Consider the following 17,255-nt stretch of genomic DNA (forward strand, 5'->3'; position numbering starts at 1 on the left):
CGCAGGGTGGCAGCCCCCTTACGCAAAGTAATTGCCCTGCCTGTCGGCAATGGGCAACCAACGTGACACCGGGAGATTTGCCTTGGGCTCCGAAGTTTCACCACGTCCCCCCGACCAGCCGCAGACCAGCGACCATGACGCCGCGGTCCGGCGCTCGCCGAAGAAGAAGCGCCCGACAGCCATGTTGGCGATCCTGACAGCGGGCGTCCTCGCCGTCGGGACGGCACCACTCTGGGGTGCGGGCGGAGGCGACGCCCTCGACGACGCCGCCCTGTCCGCGACCCCCACCTTCACCGTCGGCCTGCAGTCGCCGCAGGACCCGGGGCCGTTCCCCGGCAGCGTGACGCCGACGACCCCCACCATCACCATCGCCGGACAACGCGACGGGGAGAGCACGTTCAAGGTCGTCAACTACGACCAGGTGCGGCCGACGACGCCGGGCCAGATGGACTTCGACCACTTCCACACCGGCATCGAGATCCAGTGGTGGCTGAAGAAGTGGGCCCACGAGCGCCCCGACATCGTCGACCTGTACATCGTCGGCGAGAGCTACAGCGGCCAGCCGATCTACCAGCTGACCATCACGGACAAGTCGACCGGGAAGGACACCGACAAGCCGGCCGCGTACTTCGAGGGCAACCGGCACTCGGGGGAGACCTCGTCGGCCGAGAGCTCGCTGTGGTTGGCGCAACACCTCATCACGAAGGCCGGTAAGGACCGGACCGTCGACAAACTGCTCGACGACAAGACGGTCTACATCCGGCCCGTCAACAACCCCGACGGCCACGACATGTACCTCTACACCGCCCAGACCAACCGGTCGACCGTACGGCCGTACGACAACGACGGCGACGGCAAGCGCGACGACGACCCGGGCGAGGACATCAACGACGACGGTTACCTGAGCCAGATGCGCCAGTACGTCGGCGCCGGCAAGGGTACCCACGTCGTTGACGCGCGCGACCCGGCCGGAAACGCGATGCTGAGCGTCGGCGCGGGCAACGGCGACTACCTCATGTTCTCCGAGGGCATCGACAACGACGGCGACGGCCGCTACAACGAAGACGGCATCGGTGGCCTCGACCTGCACCGCAACTACCCCTACAACTGGCACCCGATGGCCGAGGACGACGCCACCGGCCGCAACCTGACCCAGGGCGGCGCCGGCGAGTACCCGCTGTCGGAGCCGGAGACCAAGCACGTCTACACGTGGCTGATGTCGCACACGAACATCGCCGCGGTGAACAGCATGGACACCCGCGTGCCCATGCACCTGCGCGGGCCGTCGACCTGCGACCCGGAAGAATGCATGTACAAGAGCGACCGCAAGCTCTACGAGCACTTCGACAAGGCGGGCGTCTCCTTCACCGGCTACCGCAACGCCGGCAGCGTCTACATCGACTACGCCACCCGTAACGGCGGCGACCCGGAGGCGCTCTTCGGGCACGGCCCGGACTTCGGCTACTTCCAGTACGGCGCCATCTGGTACGGCGACGAGATCTGGAACGGTGGCGACTTCACCGACTACGACAAGGACGGCCGCTGGGCCGACTGGGAGCGGTCGCGGTGGTGCGCCGAGAATGGGCGCACGAACTGCTTCCTGCCCTGGACGAAGGCACAGCACCCCACGCTCGGAACCGTCGAGGTCGGCGGCATCAACCCCAAGTTCTGGTCCCAGAACCCGTCGGACGACCTGATCGGCGAGTGGGCCGCCAACCAGGCCCAGTTCAACCTGTACCTGACCCAGTCCCTGCCGCAGGTCGACCTCACCAGGGTCCAGGTCAAGAAGCTCAAGGGCAACCAGGCCGACGGCGCCACGCACGAGATCACGGCGACGGTCAAGAACACCGGCCGCATCCCGACCGCCCTGGAGCAGGCGAAGGAGGTCAAGATCGTCGCACCGGACACCGTCACGGTGCAAGGCGCCCGCAGGGTCGGCGACGCCCCGCAGTTCTACCTCGACGGTGGTGACGACCAGAAGGTACGACTCCGGGTCGTCAAATCCGACGCGGACACCGTCACGGTGAACGCGGTAAGCGTCCGGGGCGGTCTGGACACCGCGTCCGTACGACTGAACTGAGCGCGTGCGGTGGGCGTCGCCCCGGACCCCGGAGCGACGCCCACCCCCGTGCCCGCGATTCGCACAACCCCTGAACGGAGAAAGTGAACCAACTCATGACGAACCTGCAGAACGGAAGGCTCAGCCGACGTCGGGTGCTGGGCGGAGCAGCCGGACTGGCCGCCGGAGCCGCTGCCGTCGCGACGGGCCTGCCGTCCGGCGGTGCCCTAGCCGCCCCCAAACAGAACGCGCCCGACCTCGCCCGCTGGCGTAGGCAAGCGGCACACGTGACGATCACCCGCGACGACTGGGGCATTCCGCACGTGGTCGGCAGGACCGACGCCGACGCGGTGTTCGGGATGATCTACGCCCAGGCCGAGGACGACTTCGACCGGATCGAACGCAATTACCTGGTGAGCCTCGGCCGGCTCGCCGAGGCCGAGGGCGAGAGCGCCATCTGGCAGGACCTGCGCCAGCGACTCTTCATCGACCCCGGGGTGCTGAAGAGGTACTACGCGGAGAGCCCGGCCTGGTTGCGCAAGCTCATGCAGGCCTGGGCCGACGGGCTGAACTACTTCCTCGCGACCCACCCCGAAGTGCGGCCGCGCGTGATCACACGTTTCGAGCCGTGGATGCCGCTGAGCTTCTCCGAGGGCAGCATCGGCGGCGACATCGAACGCGTCCCGCTCACGCAGCTCGAAGCGTTCTACGACAACCGCCAGGTCGAGATGACCGACGAGGAGCGCGGACTGCTGTTCCGCGAGCCCTCGGGTTCGAACGGCATGGCGATCGCACCGAGTCACACCCGGGACGGCCACGCGCTACTCCTGATCAACCCGCACACCAGCTTCTTCTTCCGCTCCGAGCAGCACGTGACCAGCGGCGAGGGGCTCAACGCGTACGGCGCGGCCACCTGGGGGCAGCTCTTCATCTATCAGGGCTTCAACGAGGACACCGGCTGGATGCACACCTCCAGCGGCGTCGACAACGTCGACGAGTTCGCCGAGACGATCGTGACCAAGGCAGGAGGTCGCCACTACTACCGCTACGGCGACGCGCTGCGACCGGTGACGAAGAAGACGATCACTCTGTCCTACCGCACTGCCGACGGCGCTCGGGCGAAGCGCACCTTCACCACCTTCGCCACCCACCACGGGCCGATCGTGCGCGAAGCGGACGGCAAGTGGATCGCGTTCGCGTTGATGAACAAGCCCGTGGAGGCGCTGCTGCAGAGCTTCCTGCGCACCAAGACCCGGGACTACGCGGACTTCATGCAGGTGGCCGGCTACAAGGCCAACAGCTCGAACAACACGCTCTTCGCCGACTCCAAGGGCGAGATCGCCTTCCTCGTGCCGCAGTTCATGCCGGTACGCGACGACCGCTTCGACTACCGCAAGCCCGTCGACGGCAGCGACCCGGCGACGGACTGGCGCGGGCTGCACAGCCTCAAGAGCCTGCCGCAGGCGGTGAACCCGAAGAACGGCTGGGCGTTCAACACCAACAACTGGCCCTGGACCGCCGCCGGCCCGTACAGCCCCAAGGCGGAGGACTACCCGCGCTACTTCGACCAGGCGGGCGAGAACCCGCGCGGACCGCAGGCCATCCGGGTGCTGACCGCGCAACCCCACTTCACCCCCCAGAGCCTGATCGCGGCAGCCTTCGACACCTACCTCACCGCCTTCGCCCGCCTCGTGCCGCAGCTCGTCGCCGCGTGGGACAAGCTGCCCGCCGGCGACCAGCAGCGGGCGAGGCTCGCCGACCCGATCGACCTGCTGCGCGGCTGGGACTACCGGTGGGGCGCGGAATCGACAGCCACGTCGCTGGCCGTGTTCTGGGGCGAGGCTCTCTGGGCCCCCCTGTCCCAGGCAGCCAGGGACGCGGGCCTGTCGATGTGGGACTACCTGGCCGAGCGCGCCACCGACGCGCAGCGGCTCACCGCGCTGGAGGAGGCCGTCGCACGGCTGACCCAGGACTTCGGCAGCTGGCAGGTGCCCTGGGGGCAGATCAACCGCTTCCAGCGCAACGACGGCGCGATCACCCAGACGTTCGACGACACCAAGCCGAGTTACCCGGTGCCCTTCACCTCCGCGCAGTGGGGCTCCCTCGCCTCGTTCGGAGCGCGGCGCTACCCGGGCACGAAGCGCTACTACGGCACCAGCGGCAACAGCTTCGTCGCGGTCGTCGAATTCGGGCCGAAGCTGCGCGCCTGGGCGGTGACGGCCGGCGGCGCGAGCGGGCACCCCGACTCGCCGCACTTCGACGACCAGGTCGAGCGCTACGCCAGCGGTGACCTCCGGCCGGTCTACTTCTATCCGCAGGATCTCAAGGGCCACATCGAGCGGATCTACCAGCCGGGCAACTGATCGGGCCGTCGGCGGCGCTGTTGAAGCCGTGCCACCGACTCCGTGCCGGAACGCTCGTCGACGCCGAGGCGCCCCAGGCCGATGACCGGCCGCCGCGCGCCTCGGCGTCGACCCGCGCATCGATCACCTCGCGCAGCGATCACCTCGCGCAGCGATCACCTCGCGCAGCGATCACCTCGCGCAGCGATCACCTCGCGCAGCGATCACCTCGCGCAGCGATCACCTCGCGGCACGCCGCCTCCGGTGCGGCGCGAACTGTCACCGCCCGCCGTTAGCCTGTGCCCATGCGGGATCCGGCATCTGAGCGAGACCGCCATGGCTGACGCCGACGACGTGCGTCAGCTGGCGCTCGCGCTACCACACGTGGTCGAGATTGACAGCGACGGCTTCGACTTCCGGGTCGCCAACAAGGGCTTCGTCTGGTCGTATCCCGAGCACAGACCGGGCCGGCCGCGGGTCATCCGGACCGACATCGCGGTGCTGTACGTCGGCGACGAGGCAGAGAAGCAGGCGTTGCTGCTCGGCGAACCAGAGCGATTCTTCACCACGCCCGCCTACGAGGGACTGCCCCTAGTCATGCTGCGGCTGGACCACGTGACCGTCGACCGGCTCAGCGAACTCGTCACCGACGCGTGGCGCATGCGCGCGCCGGAGGAGATCGCCGGTGACCTCGACGATACCCTCGGGTCGGCACCGCCTCTCGGCCGAGCCGGAGAGCCGGTCGGCGACCAGCGCGGCTGAGCGCCTCCCGGCGGGTCAACAAGCCAACCGGTCCACGAGGGCCTCGGTCACCTCCGGGTGTCGGCCGTGCCCCGGCGAGGTCGCGAATGCGGGCGCCCGGGTTCCACGGTGGCGACCCGTGGCGCAATTCGTCTCCTGCGGGCGCATCGACGCGGAAGATGAGAACATGCAGCACTCTCGGTCCGGGCGGTCTCGATCGGGGCTCTTCCGATCGAGGAGGCCGGTGCTGACCGAGGAGACCCACCGGCCGACGCTCTTTGAAATCTTCTTCGATCTCGTCTTCGTCTTCGCGCTCACCCGGGTCATAGCGTTCATGGACGATCGGCTCACGCCTCTCGGACTGGGGCAGGGGCTGATCGTGCTGGCGCTGTTGTGGGTGTCCTGGAGCAACTACACCTGGCTGGGTAACAGTGCCGTTGCCGATATCGGACGGATCCGCACCGGAACGACGATCGCGATGGGGGCCGTGTTCGTCGCCGCGCTGGTGATCCCGAACGCCTGGCCGTCACGGGGTGGCTCCGTGAACGGGCCGCTCATGCTGGTCGGCGCTTACATAATGCTGCGGATCGTGCACTTCGTGGTGTTCTTCTCGATCGCCGAAGCGAGCCGCCAGCGTGCTCTGCGTATCTACCTCATTGTGTCGCTGGTCGCATGGGTGCCGCTGATCGCCGGCGCGGTGCTCGGCGCCACCGCGCAGATCGCGCTCTGGGCGGCCGCGATCGTGATCGATTACGCTGCTGCCTTCCTGTCCTCTGCCTACGGCACATGGACGCTACGCAGCCCCGGCCATTTCACCGAGCGGCACTGCCTGGTTCTGATCATCGCGTTGGGCGAGTCCCTGATCTCGGTGAATTCGGGCGTCGGCTTGGCTACTGTTTGCGGCTCTGTGATACTCGCGGCGCTGCTGGGCCTCGTCGTCACGATCTGCATGTGGTGGCTGTACTACGAGAACTCGGCGGTGGGGGCCGCAGAGGTGTTGCAGAGGGTGCACGGCGCCGCTCGTGATCGCCTGGCGGTCAACGCATTCAGCTTGGTTCACTTCCCGATGGTCATCGGGGTCCTCTACATTGCTTTGGGCATCGAGCAGGTGCTTGATCAACTGGCGCACGAACCGGTCCGCCGCGGGGCCGAGACGCGGATGAGCTGGATCGAAGGTGCGGCACTGTTCGGTGGGACCGCACTGTACTTCGGTGCCCGGCTAATCTTCCTGAAGATGACCGGCGGTTACTCCATCTGGCGACAGGTCGTCGTGGTCGGCTTGGCGGTCCTGCTGATACCCGCCGCCCGGGTCCTGCCCGCGCTTGCCGCGCTCGGGCTACTTACCGCCTTCGTACTCGCCCTGGTCGTTCAGGAGTGGTTCAGCCCGCCCGGGCGTAACCCGACGGCCCCGCTTCCGCATGGCACCTGAACGTCAGCCGCTGATCTTGTACGGCAACTTCCTTACCCTCCGCCATCGGGCCTGTCCACCGTCGGCCGCGCGGGCCCCGCACTCCGGAAGCTCGGAGATCTATCCGGTGGTCCAGGTGTCGCCGGCGTTGAGCAGGTCGGCGAGCATCGCCTCTGGCGTACCGGTGGCCTCAGCCGCGGCGTCAGCGAGTTGCTTCTGCACCACTTGGTCATAGGACGGGCGAGAGACGTTGCGGAAGACGCCGATCGGGGTGGTGGTGAGGTCGGAGCCGGAGAGCCGGGTGAGGGCGAAGGCGTACGCCGGATCATCCACCGTGGCGTCGTGGATGATCGGCGTGCCACCCTCCTGCACTGTCAGGCCGAAGCTGCCTTCGGGGTGTACGACCGAGAACCGGCCGTCGTTGCCGAAGGTGATCGGCTGGCCCTGCTCGAGCCGGATCAGGTGCTCGTCCCGGGTCGCCGGGTCCTTGATCAGGTCGAAGGCGCCGTCGTTGAAGATGTTGCAGTTCTGGTAGATCTCGACGAAGGCCGAACCTTCGTGTTCGGCGGCGGCGCGCAGCACCGACTGGAGGTGCTTGCGGTCGGAGTCGATGGTGCGGGCCACGAAGGTGGCCTCCGCGCCGAGGGCGAGGGAGAGCGGGTTGAACGGTGCGTCCGCCGAGCCGACCGGGGTCGACTTGGTGATCTTCCCGACCTCGGAGGTGGGGGAGTACTGGCCCTTGGTGAGCCCGTAGATCCGGTTGTTGAACAGCAGGATCTTGAGGTTGACGTTCCGCCGCAGCGCGTGGATCAGGTGGTTACCACCGATCGAGAGGGCGTCGCCGTCGCCGGTCACCACCCACACCGACAGGTCGGGACGGGACACGGACAGGCCGGTGGCGATGGCGGGCGCACGGCCATGGATGGAGTGCATCCCGTAGGTGTTCATGTAGTACGGGAAGCGGGACGAGCAGCCGATGCCGGAGACGAACACGGTGCGTTCCCGGGGGATGTTCAGCTCGGGCATGAACTGTTGGATGGCGGCGAGGATGGCGTAGTCGCCGCAGCCGGGGCACCAGCGCACCTCCTGGTCGGACTTGAAGTCCTTGCCGGTGAGCTTCACGGGGGTGACGGGAATCGGGCTAGGCATTCTTGACCACGTCCTCGAGCATGTTCTCCAGGGTCGCGGCCGTGAACGGCAGACCGCTGACCTGGTTGAAGGGCACCGCGTCGACCAGATACCTCGCCCGGACCAGACGGGCCAGCTGACCGAGGTTCATCTCCGGGACGACCACCTTGTCGTACTGGGCCAGCACCTCGCCGAGGTTGGCCGGCAGCGGCGCGAGGTGCCGCAGGTGCGCCTGCGCGATCGGCAGTCCTCGCTCCCGCAGCGCCCGGCAGGCGGCACCGATCGGCCCGTACGTCGAGCCCCAGCCGAGCACCAGCACCCGCGCGTCGCCGTCCGGATCCTCGACGTCGACGTCCGGCACCGGGATCGCGTCGATGCGTTCCTGGCGGATACGGACCATGAAATCGTGGTTGGCCGGGTCGTACGAGATGTCGCCGGTCTTGTCGGCCTTCTCCAGCCCACCGATGCGGTGTTGCAGGCCGGGGGTGCCGGGGACGGCCCACGGCCGGGCGAGGGTTCGCGGGTCGCGGAGATAGGGCAGGAAGGTCTTCCCGTCCTCGCCGTTCGGTTCGGTGGCGAACTCGACCCGCAGGTCGGGCAACTCGTCCACGGTCGGCAGCAGCCACGGCTCGGAGCCGTTGGCGACGTAGTTGTCCGACAGCAGGATCACCGGGGTGCGGTAGGTGAGGGCGATCCGGGCGGCTTCCAACGCCGCGTAGAAGCAGTCCGACGGTGACTTGGGCGCGACCACCGCGAGCGGAGCTTCGCCGTGGCGGCCGTAGAGGGCCAGGTTCAGGTCGGCCTGCTCGGTCTTGGTGGGCATGCCGGTCGACGGACCCGCGCGCTGCACGTCGACGATCACCAGGGGCAGCTCCAACGCCACCGCCAGGGAGATGGTCTCGCTCTTCAGCGCCACCCCGGGCCCGGAGGTGGTGGTCACGCCCAGGGCGCCGCCGTACGACGCGCCGAGCGCGGCGCCGACCGCTGCGATCTCGTCCTCGGCCTGCATGGTGGTCACGCCGAACCTTTTGTGCCTGGCGAGTTCGTGCAGGATGTCCGAGGCCGGCGTGATCGGGTACGCGCCCAGGAAGACCGGTAGCTTCGACCGCACCCCGGCGGCGACCAGCCCGAGCGCCAGCGCCTGGTTGCCGGTGATGTTGCGGTAGGTGCCGGGGCGCATGCGGGCCGGCTTCACCTCGTACCGCACCGCGAAGGCCTCGGTGGTCTCCCCGTAGTTCCAGCCGGCCCGGAACGCCGCCTTGTTCGCCCCGACCAGGTCCGGACGCGTGGCGAACTTGCGCTCCAGGAATCGCAGCGTCGACTCGTACGGCCGGGAGTACATCCAGCAGAGCAGCCCGAGGGCGAACATGTTCTTGGCCCGCTCGGCGTCCTTCTTCGCCACTCCGGCGTCGGCCAGCGCGCCGACCGTCATCGACGTGAGCGCCACCGGGTGCACCGAGTACCGGGCGAGCGAGTCGTCGTCGAGCGGACTGGACGCATAGCCGACCTTGGCCAGGTTGCGTTTGGTGAACTCATCGGTGTTCACGATGATGTCCGCCCCCGGTTGCAGGTCGGCCAGGTTCGCCTTCAACGCGGCCGGATTCATCGCCACCAACACGTTCGGCGCGTCACCGGGAGTCAGGACGTCATGGTCGGCGAAGTGCACCTGAAAACTCGACACACCCGGCAACGTCCCGGCGGGCGCGCGGATCTCCGCCGGGAAGTTGGGCAACGTCGAGATGTCGTTGCCCAGTTGCGCCGTCTCCGACGTGAACCGGTCGCCGGTCAACTGCATGCCGTCACCGGAGTCACCGGCGAACCGGATGACCACCCGGTCGAGTTGACGGATCTGCTTGGTCACGTCGATGGACCCCTTCTGGTCGAGCGGGAGGGCGGCGTTCGCTGACGCGGTTCGCGGGTGAGGCACCGCACACGAGAGGGCGCGGTTGCCTCACCCGCGGGTCGCCGCGGTGGCGGCTCGGGAGCGGCCGCGATGGCCCGCCCTGCCGCCACGCGGATCAGGCCTGCTTGGTCTCCCAGAAGATCTCCGAGATCTCGTTGATCTTCGCGAGCAGCCGGGTCGCGACCTCCGGATCCGCGGAACCCTTCGACCCGCCGGCGCCGGCCAGCTTGGTGGCCTCGTTGAAGAGGCCGTGCAGCTGCGGGTACTTCTCGAAGTGGGGCGCCTTGAAGTAGTCGGTCCATAGCACCCAGAGGTGGTGCTTGACCAACTCGGCCCGCTGCTCCTTGATGATCAGGGCGCGGGTACGGAATTCCGGGTCCTCGTTGGCCTGGTACTTCTCACAGATGGCCTTGATCGACTCGGCCTCGATCCGAGCCTGGGCCGGGTCGTAGACACCACACGGCAGATCGCAGTGAGCGCTCGCGGTGGTGCGGGGGGTGAAGAAACGTGGCAGTCGCATCCGACTCATTCTCCTTCCGGTGACGGTGCAGACGATGTCAGCTCCGGCAGCGGGCGATGATCTCGGGGGTCGTGGTGGACGAGCCGCCCGCGCTGCCTCGGACCGCGCGTCGACGTCGGTCCCGACACTGCTGAGCACGCAGGCGTCAGCACCGGTAGGTGGTCGACGGCACGACGCTAAGACCTGAACCCCACTTCAGGTCAACCACTCGTGAACTGGCTCTCAACCCCGCAGGTGGCCCCGAGGGGAGTGCTACGGTTTGCCCCCTCGAATACCGGGCCGCCGGAAACCTGAAGTCCACCGCACGAACCCGCTGGCGCATCCGTGCACGACGTACTGGGAGGGCGCATGTCGTCGCGTACCGATCTCATCGAAGACCTCATGGGACGCTTTCCTCACGTGCCGCGCGAGGCGGTCATCAAGGAAGACCTGCTGCGTGGCGGCCTGGCCTTCGACGACTCGGCGCTGACGGAGAACGAGGGCGGTGACGTCAAGCCGAAGTCGTACTTCATCTTCTCGTTCGACCACCGGACGCTGCCGGAGCTGGGTGCCGCCGCGCTGCGTCGCCCACCGGAGGAGATCGTGCTCACCGGCGGCCCGTACGAGCTGCGCCGCACGGTCGTCTCGGTCCGCACCAACCCCGACTCGCCGTACCGGGTCAAGCCCGATGACGACGGGAGGCTGAAGCTCTTCCTCGACGGGCGCGCGATCGCCGAGGTGGGCCTTCCGCCGATGCCGGACTACTACCGGCACACGCTCGCCAACGGCAAGTCGGTGATGGAGGTCGCGCCGACGATCCAGTGGGGCTACCTCATCTACCTGACCGCCTTCCGGGTCTGCCAGTACTTCGGCGCCAAGGAGGAGTGTCAGTACTGCGACATCAACCACAACTGGCGTCAGCACAAGCAGGCCGGCCGCCCGTACACCGGGGTCAAGCCGGTCGACGAGGTCCTCGAAGCGCTGGCCATCATCGACAAGTACGACACGGCCCGCGCGTCGAAGGCGTACACGCTGACCGGCGGCAGCATCACCTCGAAGGTCGACGGGCTGGCCGAGGCCGACTTCTACGGCCGCTACGCCCAGGCGATCGAGGAGCGGTTCCCGGGCCGGTGGATCGGCAAGGTCGTCGCCCAGGCGTTGCCGCGGGCCGACGTGCAGCGCTTCCACGACTACGGGATCCGGATCTACCACCCGAACTACGAGGTGTGGGACAAGCGCCTCTTCGAGCTCTACTGCCCGGGCAAGGAGCGGTACGTGGGCCGGGAGGAGTGGCACCGGCGCATCCTCGACTCCGCCGAGGTCTTCGGGCCGCGTAACGTCATCCCGAACTTCGTCGCCGGAGTGGAGATGGCCGCCCCGCACGGCTTCACCAGCGTCGACGAGGCGATCGACTCGACCGCCGAGGGCCTGCAGTACTTCATGTCCCGCGGAATCACCCCCCGGTTCACCACCTGGTGCCCCGAGCCGACCACCCCGCTCGGCCGCAGCAACCCGCAGGGCGCGCCGCTCGAGTACCACATCCGGCTGCTGGAGATCTACCGCGCCACGATGGAGGCGAACGGCCTGTCCAGCCCGCCCGGGTACGGCCCCGCCGGCCCCGGCCGGGCCGTCTTCTCGGTCAGCTCGTTCATGGACAGCCTGCCCGCGGAGCCGGCGGCGACCGAGGGCTGAGCCCGTCCGGTACGACTTCACCGGATGGGGCAATTCGCCCCATCCGGTGGCGCAAACCGCAGTCCTCGAATCCTCCGGGACTCGACCCCCGACTTCATGATCTGCAACGGCACGGCGAGGACATCCCGCTCCGACATCCACTAGGGTCTGGTTTGGCTCGGCCCGGTGACCCCGCCGGTGTCAATGGCACCGGGACTGGTGCCGTCGCCGGTGCTCTCCGCCGCTGCGCTTCGTCCCAGCGATTCCCGCCCGCGCAGATTGCCGAGGGCCAGGGCGCAGAAGATCAGGATTATCACGGCGATGAGCCGCGGAAGGGTCTCTGCCACTTCACGCGGAGGTGTGCTCCCGTATCTCCGGGAAAACGCCACGGCTGCGGGATGCAGCGCAAATGAGACAAGCGCTGGAATCACGGATATCGCTCCGAGCCAGCGGAAAGGTCTCCTGACGGTCAACCAGGCCGCGGACAGGCGTCCCACTCCGACGATGAGGATCAGGCTGACCGGCAACGCCACGGTTGTGGACAACCGCAGGCCGATGGCGATGGCGTGATCAGGAGAGGCGCCTGGGGGAATCACGGGCACGAACCCGGCGACGAGTCCGGCCACCAGTGACACGGTGACGTAGGTCAGGGCGGCCAGCGCCAGCACGCGACGGGCCAGCCTGGGCCGTGGTACGGGCTCCGCCGTCCGCGCCTCATCGTTGCGCGCGGCGCGCCACAGCAGCGACACAGCCACCAAGGCCGCGGCCGTAGGCGCCCAGAACGCCGCGCCGCTGTCGGATACGCCGACCTGATTCAGTATGAAATAGACGCTCAGCAGGATGAACAGGGCTGGCCACACAGTCGCAGTATCGCGCGGCAACGTAGGCGCCTCAATGGCTCTCGTCGTGCTCGCCGGCCGGCTTGCGGCCCGAGTTCCGCCGTGAAGGGCTGTGCTGACACCGGCGGGCCGCGCTGCGCGTCTCCCGACACGCCGTCAGAGCCATGGACACCAGTTCGTCGTACCCGGAGAGTACGACTGACGGTGACCGATGAGCTTCGGCGTGGTGACGGGTCCTCATCCGACGGCAACGCCGAAACCGAACGGAAGGATTCGGGCATGACTGGCGTACGGGTGCTGGTAGGCACACGCAAGGGTGCGTTCGTGCTGACGTCGGACGGCCGGCGCGGCGACTGGACGGTCGAGGGACCGCACTTCGGTGGCTGGGAGATCTACCACCTGACCGGGTCTCCGGTCGATCCGAACCGGCTCTACGCCTCCCAGTCCGGAGGCTGGTTCGGTCAGTTGATCCAGCGGTCGGACGACGGCGGCAAGAGCTGGAACCCGGTCGGCAACGACTTCGCCTATGCGGGCGAGGTCGGTGAGCATCTCTGGTACGACGGGACCCCACGTCCGTGGGAGTTCAAGCGCGTCTGGCACCTGGAGCCGTCCCGCGACGACCCCGACACGGTGTACGCGGGGGCCGAGGACGCCGCCCTCTACCTGTCCACCGACGGCGGCCTCAAGTGGACCGAGCTCACCGCGCTCCGCACCCACCCGACCGGGCCGTCCTGGCAGCCCGGCGCGGGCGGCCTGTGCCTGCACACGATCATCCTGGACCCGACGCATCCGGGCCGGATCTACACCGCCATCTCGGCGGCGGGCGCGTTCCGCAGCGACGACGGCGGCGACAGTTGGCTGCCGATCAACAAGGGCCTGCGTTCCGGGGAGATCCCCGACCAGGACGCCGAGGTCGGCCACTGCGTGCACCACATCACCCAGCACCCGTCGCGACCGGACACCCTGTTCATGCAGAAGCACTGGGACGTGATGCGCAGCGACGACGCCGGGGCGAACTGGCGCGAGGTCAGCGGCAACCTGCCGTCGGACTTCGGCTTCCCGATCGCCGTGCACCCGCACGAGCCGGAGACGATCTACGTCGTACCGATCAAGAGCGACTCCGAGCACTACCCGCCGGAGGGCAAGCTGCGCGTGTACCGCAGCCGCACCGGCGGCGACGAGTGGGAGCCGCTGACCAAGGGACTGCCGCAGTCCGACTGCTACGTCAACGTGCTGCGCGACGCGATGGCGGTCGACACGCTCGACCCGGGTGGAATCTACTTCGGCACCACCGGGGGCCAGGTCTACCACTCGGCCGACGGCGGCGACAGTTGGGCGTCGATCGTCCGGGACCTGCCGCCCGTGCTCTCCGTGGAAGCCCAGGTGCTGCCGTGATCCGGGTGCTCCTCCCGGCCCACCTGAAGAACCTGGCACACGTCACCGGGGAGGTGCGTCTCGAGGGGGTGACCGGGCCGGACGGCGCGGTCACCCAGCGTTCGGTGCTGGACGCTCTCGAAGCGCAGTACCCGATGCTGCTCGGGACCATCCGTGACCGGCACAGCGGCAAGCGCCGCGCGTTCGTCCGCTTCTACGCCTGCGAGGAGGACCTCTCCAACGAATCGCCCGACGCGCCGCTGCCCGAGGAGGTCGTCGTCGGCAAGGAGCCGTTCATCGTCCTCGGCGCGATGGCCGGGGGATAGCGCCAGCCGACCTGCTCGGGCCGGGGGCAGTCCCCGGCCCGACCGGGTTTCCCTGGAGTGGTGCCCCGGGCTTGTGTCGACGTGTCGGGCGGGTCTCAGAAGTCGTCGCCGGTGTGCGCACCGAGCGTTCCGTCCGCGGCGGCATGCCACCAGCCCGGTGGGGTCGGCCCGCTGACGTTCGCGATCGGCCGGCGGCAGCACGGTAGCGATCATGAGTGTGACTCATTGCACGATTTTTCCGACTTGGAAACTTTGCCGCCTGAGAAAGCCGCGCGGATAGTTGTCGCGTGACCTCGGATCTTGGCTTGCGTGAGCGGAAGAAGCTCGCGACCCGCATCGCGCTCAGCGATGCGGCGTGGTCGCTGATGACCGAGCACGGGATCGACGCAGTGACCGCCGAAGCGGTCGCCGCGGCGGCGGACGTCTCACCCCGGACCTTCCGCAACTACTTCGCGAGCCGCGAAGAGGCGATCCTCGACGGGATCCTGCTGCGCGCGAATCGGCTCGTCGAGGCGCTGCGCACCCGACCGGCCGACGAGCCGGTGTGGGACTCGCTCGCGCACGTCCTGCCCGACATGATCATGAGCGTGCTCGGCGAGCGGGAGTGCGACGTCGCGACGCTGGTGCGGGTCTGCTCCGAGAACCCGGCGATGTTGGCGCAGCAACTGGCGGTGTTCGGTCGTGTCGAGCGGCTCATCGCCGAGGTCATCGCCGAGCGGACCGGCGCCGACATCGAGCGTGACCTTGCTCCGCACCTGCTGGCTGCCGTTCCCGGCGCGACCATGCGGGCGGTGCTCAACTTCTGGGCCGGCGGGGTGACCGACGCCACCCTTCCCGACCTCGTCCGGACGAGCATCGCGCAGCTGCGCGACGGTCTTCCCCTCGGCCGTGCCGCACCGGTCGCCTGAGCCGGGCGGGGAGCGACCGGGCCGACGTGATCAAACCATCTCGCCGGCTGCCGCACACCGAGCCGAACGCCGCGAGCGCGTCCCCGCCTGACCAGCCCCCGACCGAAGGGCAGTCGCCGTTCACAGGCGAATCCGAACCCCTCCCTGCCCATCCCTCGTCGCGCGAAAGGAACGCCGTGGGTGCCGACGACCGCGGGAAGCGACCGCACGCCCTCCGGGAACTGCTGCTCGTGGCCGCCCTGTTCCTGGCGTACAAGATCACCCGGCTGTTCGTCGTCGGGGACCTCTCCACGGCGTACGACAACGCCACGCACGTCTGGGCGTTCGAACGCGCCTTGCGGCTCCCCGACGAGGCGACGCTGCAACGGGCCGTGCTGTCACACGGCGACGTGGTCCGCGCGGCGAACATGTTCTACGCCTCGGTGCACTTCCCGGCCACCGGGGCGCTGCTGCTGTACACGTACCTGTTCCGGCCCGCCGTGTACCGGTGGGCGCGGACACTCCTCGCGGCGCTGTGCGGCGTGGGGTTCGCCATCCAGGCGCTCGTACCCATGGCGCCACCGCGCCTGCTCTCCGCGACCGGCATGCTGGACACGGGACAGCTGATGGGACCGCGGGCGTACGGCGACCCCGCCACCGACACCCTCTCCAACCAGTACGCCGCCATGCCCTCCCTGCACGTCGGATGGGCCACCGTGGTCGCGGTCGTGCTGATCGCCGCCGGCCGCAGCCGGTGGCGCTGGCTCTGGCTGCTGCACCCGCTGGTCACCCTCACCGTCGTGGTGCTCACCGGGAACCACTACTGGCTCGACGCGGCGGCCGCGCTGGCCCTGCTCGGCGTGATCCTGCTGCTGGTGCCGCGACCGCAGGCAGGGTCCGTCGGCGTGGATGCGGCGAGAACGGTCGGGAGTCGCGTGCCGGCACCGGCCGCTGTGCCTGTCGCGGGAACCTGGCTCCTGCCGGATGAGAACCTGCGTGGCGGCCTCTGGGTCACCTCACCTGTTCGGCAACCCGGGCGATGGCAGGGCAGCGATGGCCTGGTCGGCGGCGTGCGCGCAGACGATCGAGCTGCGCCGAGCATGGACCTACCGGCGCTTGCCGAACTCGTCCGGCGGGACGGCCTGCGGCGCGTCGACGCGCGGCACGGCGAACTGGTGCAGGACGTCGTCGCCGGGGAACCCGAGCACCGCCAGCACCTCGGGTAGTGCGGTCAGCGCCCGAGCCGCGCGGACCGGCGGGTGGGCCTCAGGCTGTCAGAGGTGCGGATTACGGGCCTCGACGCCCTGCAGCCACGCGGGACGCGTTGCCCAGAGGTCGGACGCCGTGCCCCACTCGCACGCCGGTCCGAGGTCCTGCTCGATAATCAGGGTCGAGCTGTCGGGGTCAGCCGCGAACAGTTCCAGATCCTCGGCGTAGCGGACAAGCAATTGCGCCCAGGACGGCGCCAGCACGTCCCACGAGGAGCATTCGACATCGACCCGAACCACCTGTCCGGGCGTTCCTCCCGGCGCCGGATCGAAGTCGAGCAGCCAATGTACGTCGCCGTTCATGTCGCCCACGACCACCGCGCCCGCCGTGCCCACGACCGGCCGCACCGGCCCGTTCAGGCGGAGCAGATCCTTGTCGACCAGGTACGCCCAGACCTGCGGATCGTCCCATTCCGGCTCCGGATTGTGGCTGTCGCGCCACATCCGGGTCCTCTCGACGATCCGTTCGGTGTCGTAGAACCAGTCCAGCGGCACCGGGCTGGGCTGACCTGATCCGGCGTGGGGCCAGGTGGTTCCGTTGTGAATGCGGAGACTCGCGCGGAGATCCGGGGGCAGCGGCTGGGCCAGGGCGGCCTCCACCGCATCGATCTGTTGATCCTCGGCCGGTGCCGCGAGGTGCCGCAGGGAGGCCGGCAGGACGCGACGCAGTCCGTCCTCGATCCGCTTCCATGCCTCGGTGACGCCTTCGTCGGTCCCGTGTCCTGTCACGGCGCGAAAGTCTAGACATCGTCGCCATGCCCGGGCGCGGCGCGGCTTCCGCCAACCTGGGCGGCCTCGCCGGCCTCGCCG

Annotated in this window: 14 protein-coding genes; 9 read left to right on the plus strand and 5 right to left on the minus strand. The window is 68.7% G+C overall.

From position 1 onward, the window contains the following. Positions 1 to 181: 181 nt before the first annotated feature. The 4 genes from BXA10_RS14905 to BXA10_RS14920 all read left to right on the plus strand — a co-directional run bounded on the left by BXA10_RS14905 (position 182) and on the right by BXA10_RS14920 (position 6,571). Positions 182 to 2,080 carry a M14 family metallopeptidase gene (locus tag BXA10_RS14905; protein WP_217696775.1) on the plus strand — a complete coding sequence of 633 codons (1,899 nt, stop codon included), beginning with the start codon at positions 182 to 184 and terminating at the stop codon, positions 2,078 to 2,080. Between the two features lie 95 nt (positions 2,081 to 2,175). Continuing rightward, complete coding sequence (locus BXA10_RS14910; RefSeq protein WP_084752804.1) at positions 2,176 to 4,422, plus strand: penicillin acylase family protein; 2,247 nt, start codon at positions 2,176 to 2,178, stop codon at positions 4,420 to 4,422. 315 nt (positions 4,423 to 4,737) lie between these two features. After that, a complete protein-coding gene (locus BXA10_RS14915; protein ID WP_076470945.1) occupies positions 4,738 to 5,163 on the plus strand; it encodes an MmcQ/YjbR family DNA-binding protein in 426 nt (141 codons plus the stop codon). Between the two features lie 223 nt (positions 5,164 to 5,386). Beyond that, the gene (locus tag BXA10_RS14920) at positions 5,387 to 6,571 is read left to right on the plus strand and encodes a low temperature requirement protein A (protein ID WP_076470946.1); all 1,185 of its coding nucleotides are present in this window, start codon (positions 5,387 to 5,389) and stop codon (positions 6,569 to 6,571) included. A gap of 99 nt (positions 6,572 to 6,670) precedes the next feature. On the opposite strand, the gene BXA10_RS14925 is transcribed toward BXA10_RS14920, so the two are convergent. The 3 genes from BXA10_RS14925 to sodN form a co-directional block, all read right to left on the minus strand. After that, positions 6,671 to 7,699 (minus strand): 2-oxoacid:ferredoxin oxidoreductase subunit beta, encoded by a 1,029-nt coding sequence (locus BXA10_RS14925; protein ID WP_076470947.1) that lies wholly within the window; start codon positions 7,697 to 7,699, stop codon positions 6,671 to 6,673. After that, positions 7,692 to 9,539 (minus strand): 2-oxoacid:acceptor oxidoreductase subunit alpha, encoded by a 1,848-nt coding sequence (locus tag BXA10_RS14930; RefSeq protein ID WP_076471045.1) that lies wholly within the window; start codon positions 9,537 to 9,539, stop codon positions 7,692 to 7,694. Before BXA10_RS14930 ends, BXA10_RS14925 begins: the two co-directional genes overlap by 8 nt. A 157-nt stretch (positions 9,540 to 9,696) precedes the next feature. Then, positions 9,697 to 10,101 (minus strand): superoxide dismutase, Ni, encoded by a 405-nt coding sequence (sodN, locus tag BXA10_RS14935; RefSeq protein WP_076470948.1) that lies wholly within the window; start codon positions 10,099 to 10,101, stop codon positions 9,697 to 9,699. A gap of 348 nt (positions 10,102 to 10,449) precedes the next feature. Between sodN and BXA10_RS14940 the strand changes: the two genes are divergently transcribed. Continuing rightward, positions 10,450 to 11,772: a radical SAM protein gene (locus tag BXA10_RS14940; RefSeq protein WP_076470949.1), complete on the plus strand. Its 1,323-nt coding sequence runs from the start codon at positions 10,450 to 10,452 to the stop codon at positions 11,770 to 11,772. A gap of 140 nt (positions 11,773 to 11,912) precedes the next feature. Here the strand turns inward: BXA10_RS14940 and BXA10_RS14945 are convergent, their stop codons facing one another. Then, positions 11,913 to 12,611: a hypothetical protein gene (locus BXA10_RS14945; protein ID WP_076470950.1), complete on the minus strand. Its 699-nt coding sequence runs from the start codon at positions 12,609 to 12,611 to the stop codon at positions 11,913 to 11,915. A 258-nt stretch (positions 12,612 to 12,869) separates the two neighbouring features. On the opposite strand from BXA10_RS14945, the gene BXA10_RS14950 reads away from it, so the two are divergent. The 4 genes from BXA10_RS14950 to BXA10_RS14965 all read left to right on the plus strand — a co-directional run bounded on the left by BXA10_RS14950 (position 12,870) and on the right by BXA10_RS14965 (position 16,403). Continuing rightward, entirely contained in the window at positions 12,870 to 13,985 is a 1,116-nt protein-coding gene (locus tag BXA10_RS14950) for a WD40/YVTN/BNR-like repeat-containing protein (RefSeq protein WP_076470951.1), read from the plus strand. Beyond that, positions 13,982 to 14,290 carry a MoaD/ThiS family protein gene (locus tag BXA10_RS14955; RefSeq protein ID WP_076470952.1) on the plus strand — a complete coding sequence of 103 codons (309 nt, stop codon included), beginning with the start codon at positions 13,982 to 13,984 and terminating at the stop codon, positions 14,288 to 14,290. Before BXA10_RS14950 ends, BXA10_RS14955 begins: the two co-directional genes overlap by 4 nt. Positions 14,291 to 14,577: 287 nt before the next feature. Continuing rightward, a complete protein-coding gene (locus tag BXA10_RS14960; RefSeq protein ID WP_076470953.1) occupies positions 14,578 to 15,198 on the plus strand; it encodes a TetR/AcrR family transcriptional regulator in 621 nt (206 codons plus the stop codon). A gap of 176 nt (positions 15,199 to 15,374) precedes the next feature. Beyond that, positions 15,375 to 16,403: a phosphatase PAP2 family protein gene (locus BXA10_RS14965; protein ID WP_076470954.1), complete on the plus strand. Its 1,029-nt coding sequence runs from the start codon at positions 15,375 to 15,377 to the stop codon at positions 16,401 to 16,403. Positions 16,404 to 16,451: 48 nt separating this feature from the next. Here BXA10_RS14965 and BXA10_RS14970 read toward each other — a convergent pair whose 3' ends face one another. Continuing rightward, positions 16,452 to 17,174, minus strand: a complete 723-nt coding sequence (locus tag BXA10_RS14970; protein ID WP_076470955.1) for an SMI1/KNR4 family protein — start codon at positions 17,172 to 17,174, stop codon at positions 16,452 to 16,454. Between the last annotated feature and the right edge of the window lie 81 nt (positions 17,175 to 17,255).

The organism is Micromonospora avicenniae, from assembly GCF_900156065.1.
In the GTDB taxonomy this organism is placed as follows: domain Bacteria; phylum Actinomycetota; class Actinomycetes; order Mycobacteriales; family Micromonosporaceae; genus Micromonospora; species Micromonospora avicenniae.

Excerpts from the sequence above, each read along its gene's own strand:
- BXA10_RS14905 (WP_217696775.1), top strand. The coding sequence starts at position 182 with ATGTTGGCGATCCTGACAGCGGGCGTCCTCGCCGTCGGGACGGCACCA.
- BXA10_RS14910 (WP_084752804.1), top strand. The coding sequence starts at position 2,176 with ATGACGAACCTGCAGAACGGAAGGCTCAGCCGACGTCGGGTGCTGGGC.
- BXA10_RS14915 (WP_076470945.1), top strand. The coding sequence starts at position 4,738 with ATGGCTGACGCCGACGACGTGCGTCAGCTGGCGCTCGCGCTACCACAC.
- BXA10_RS14925 (WP_076470947.1), bottom strand. The coding sequence starts at position 7,699 with ATGCCTAGCCCGATTCCCGTCACCCCCGTGAAGCTCACCGGCAAGGAC.
- sodN (WP_076470948.1), bottom strand. The coding sequence starts at position 10,101 with ATGCGACTGCCACGTTTCTTCACCCCCCGCACCACCGCGAGCGCTCAC.
- BXA10_RS14940 (WP_076470949.1), top strand. The coding sequence starts at position 10,450 with ATGTCGTCGCGTACCGATCTCATCGAAGACCTCATGGGACGCTTTCCT.
- BXA10_RS14950 (WP_076470951.1), top strand. The coding sequence starts at position 12,870 with ATGACTGGCGTACGGGTGCTGGTAGGCACACGCAAGGGTGCGTTCGTG.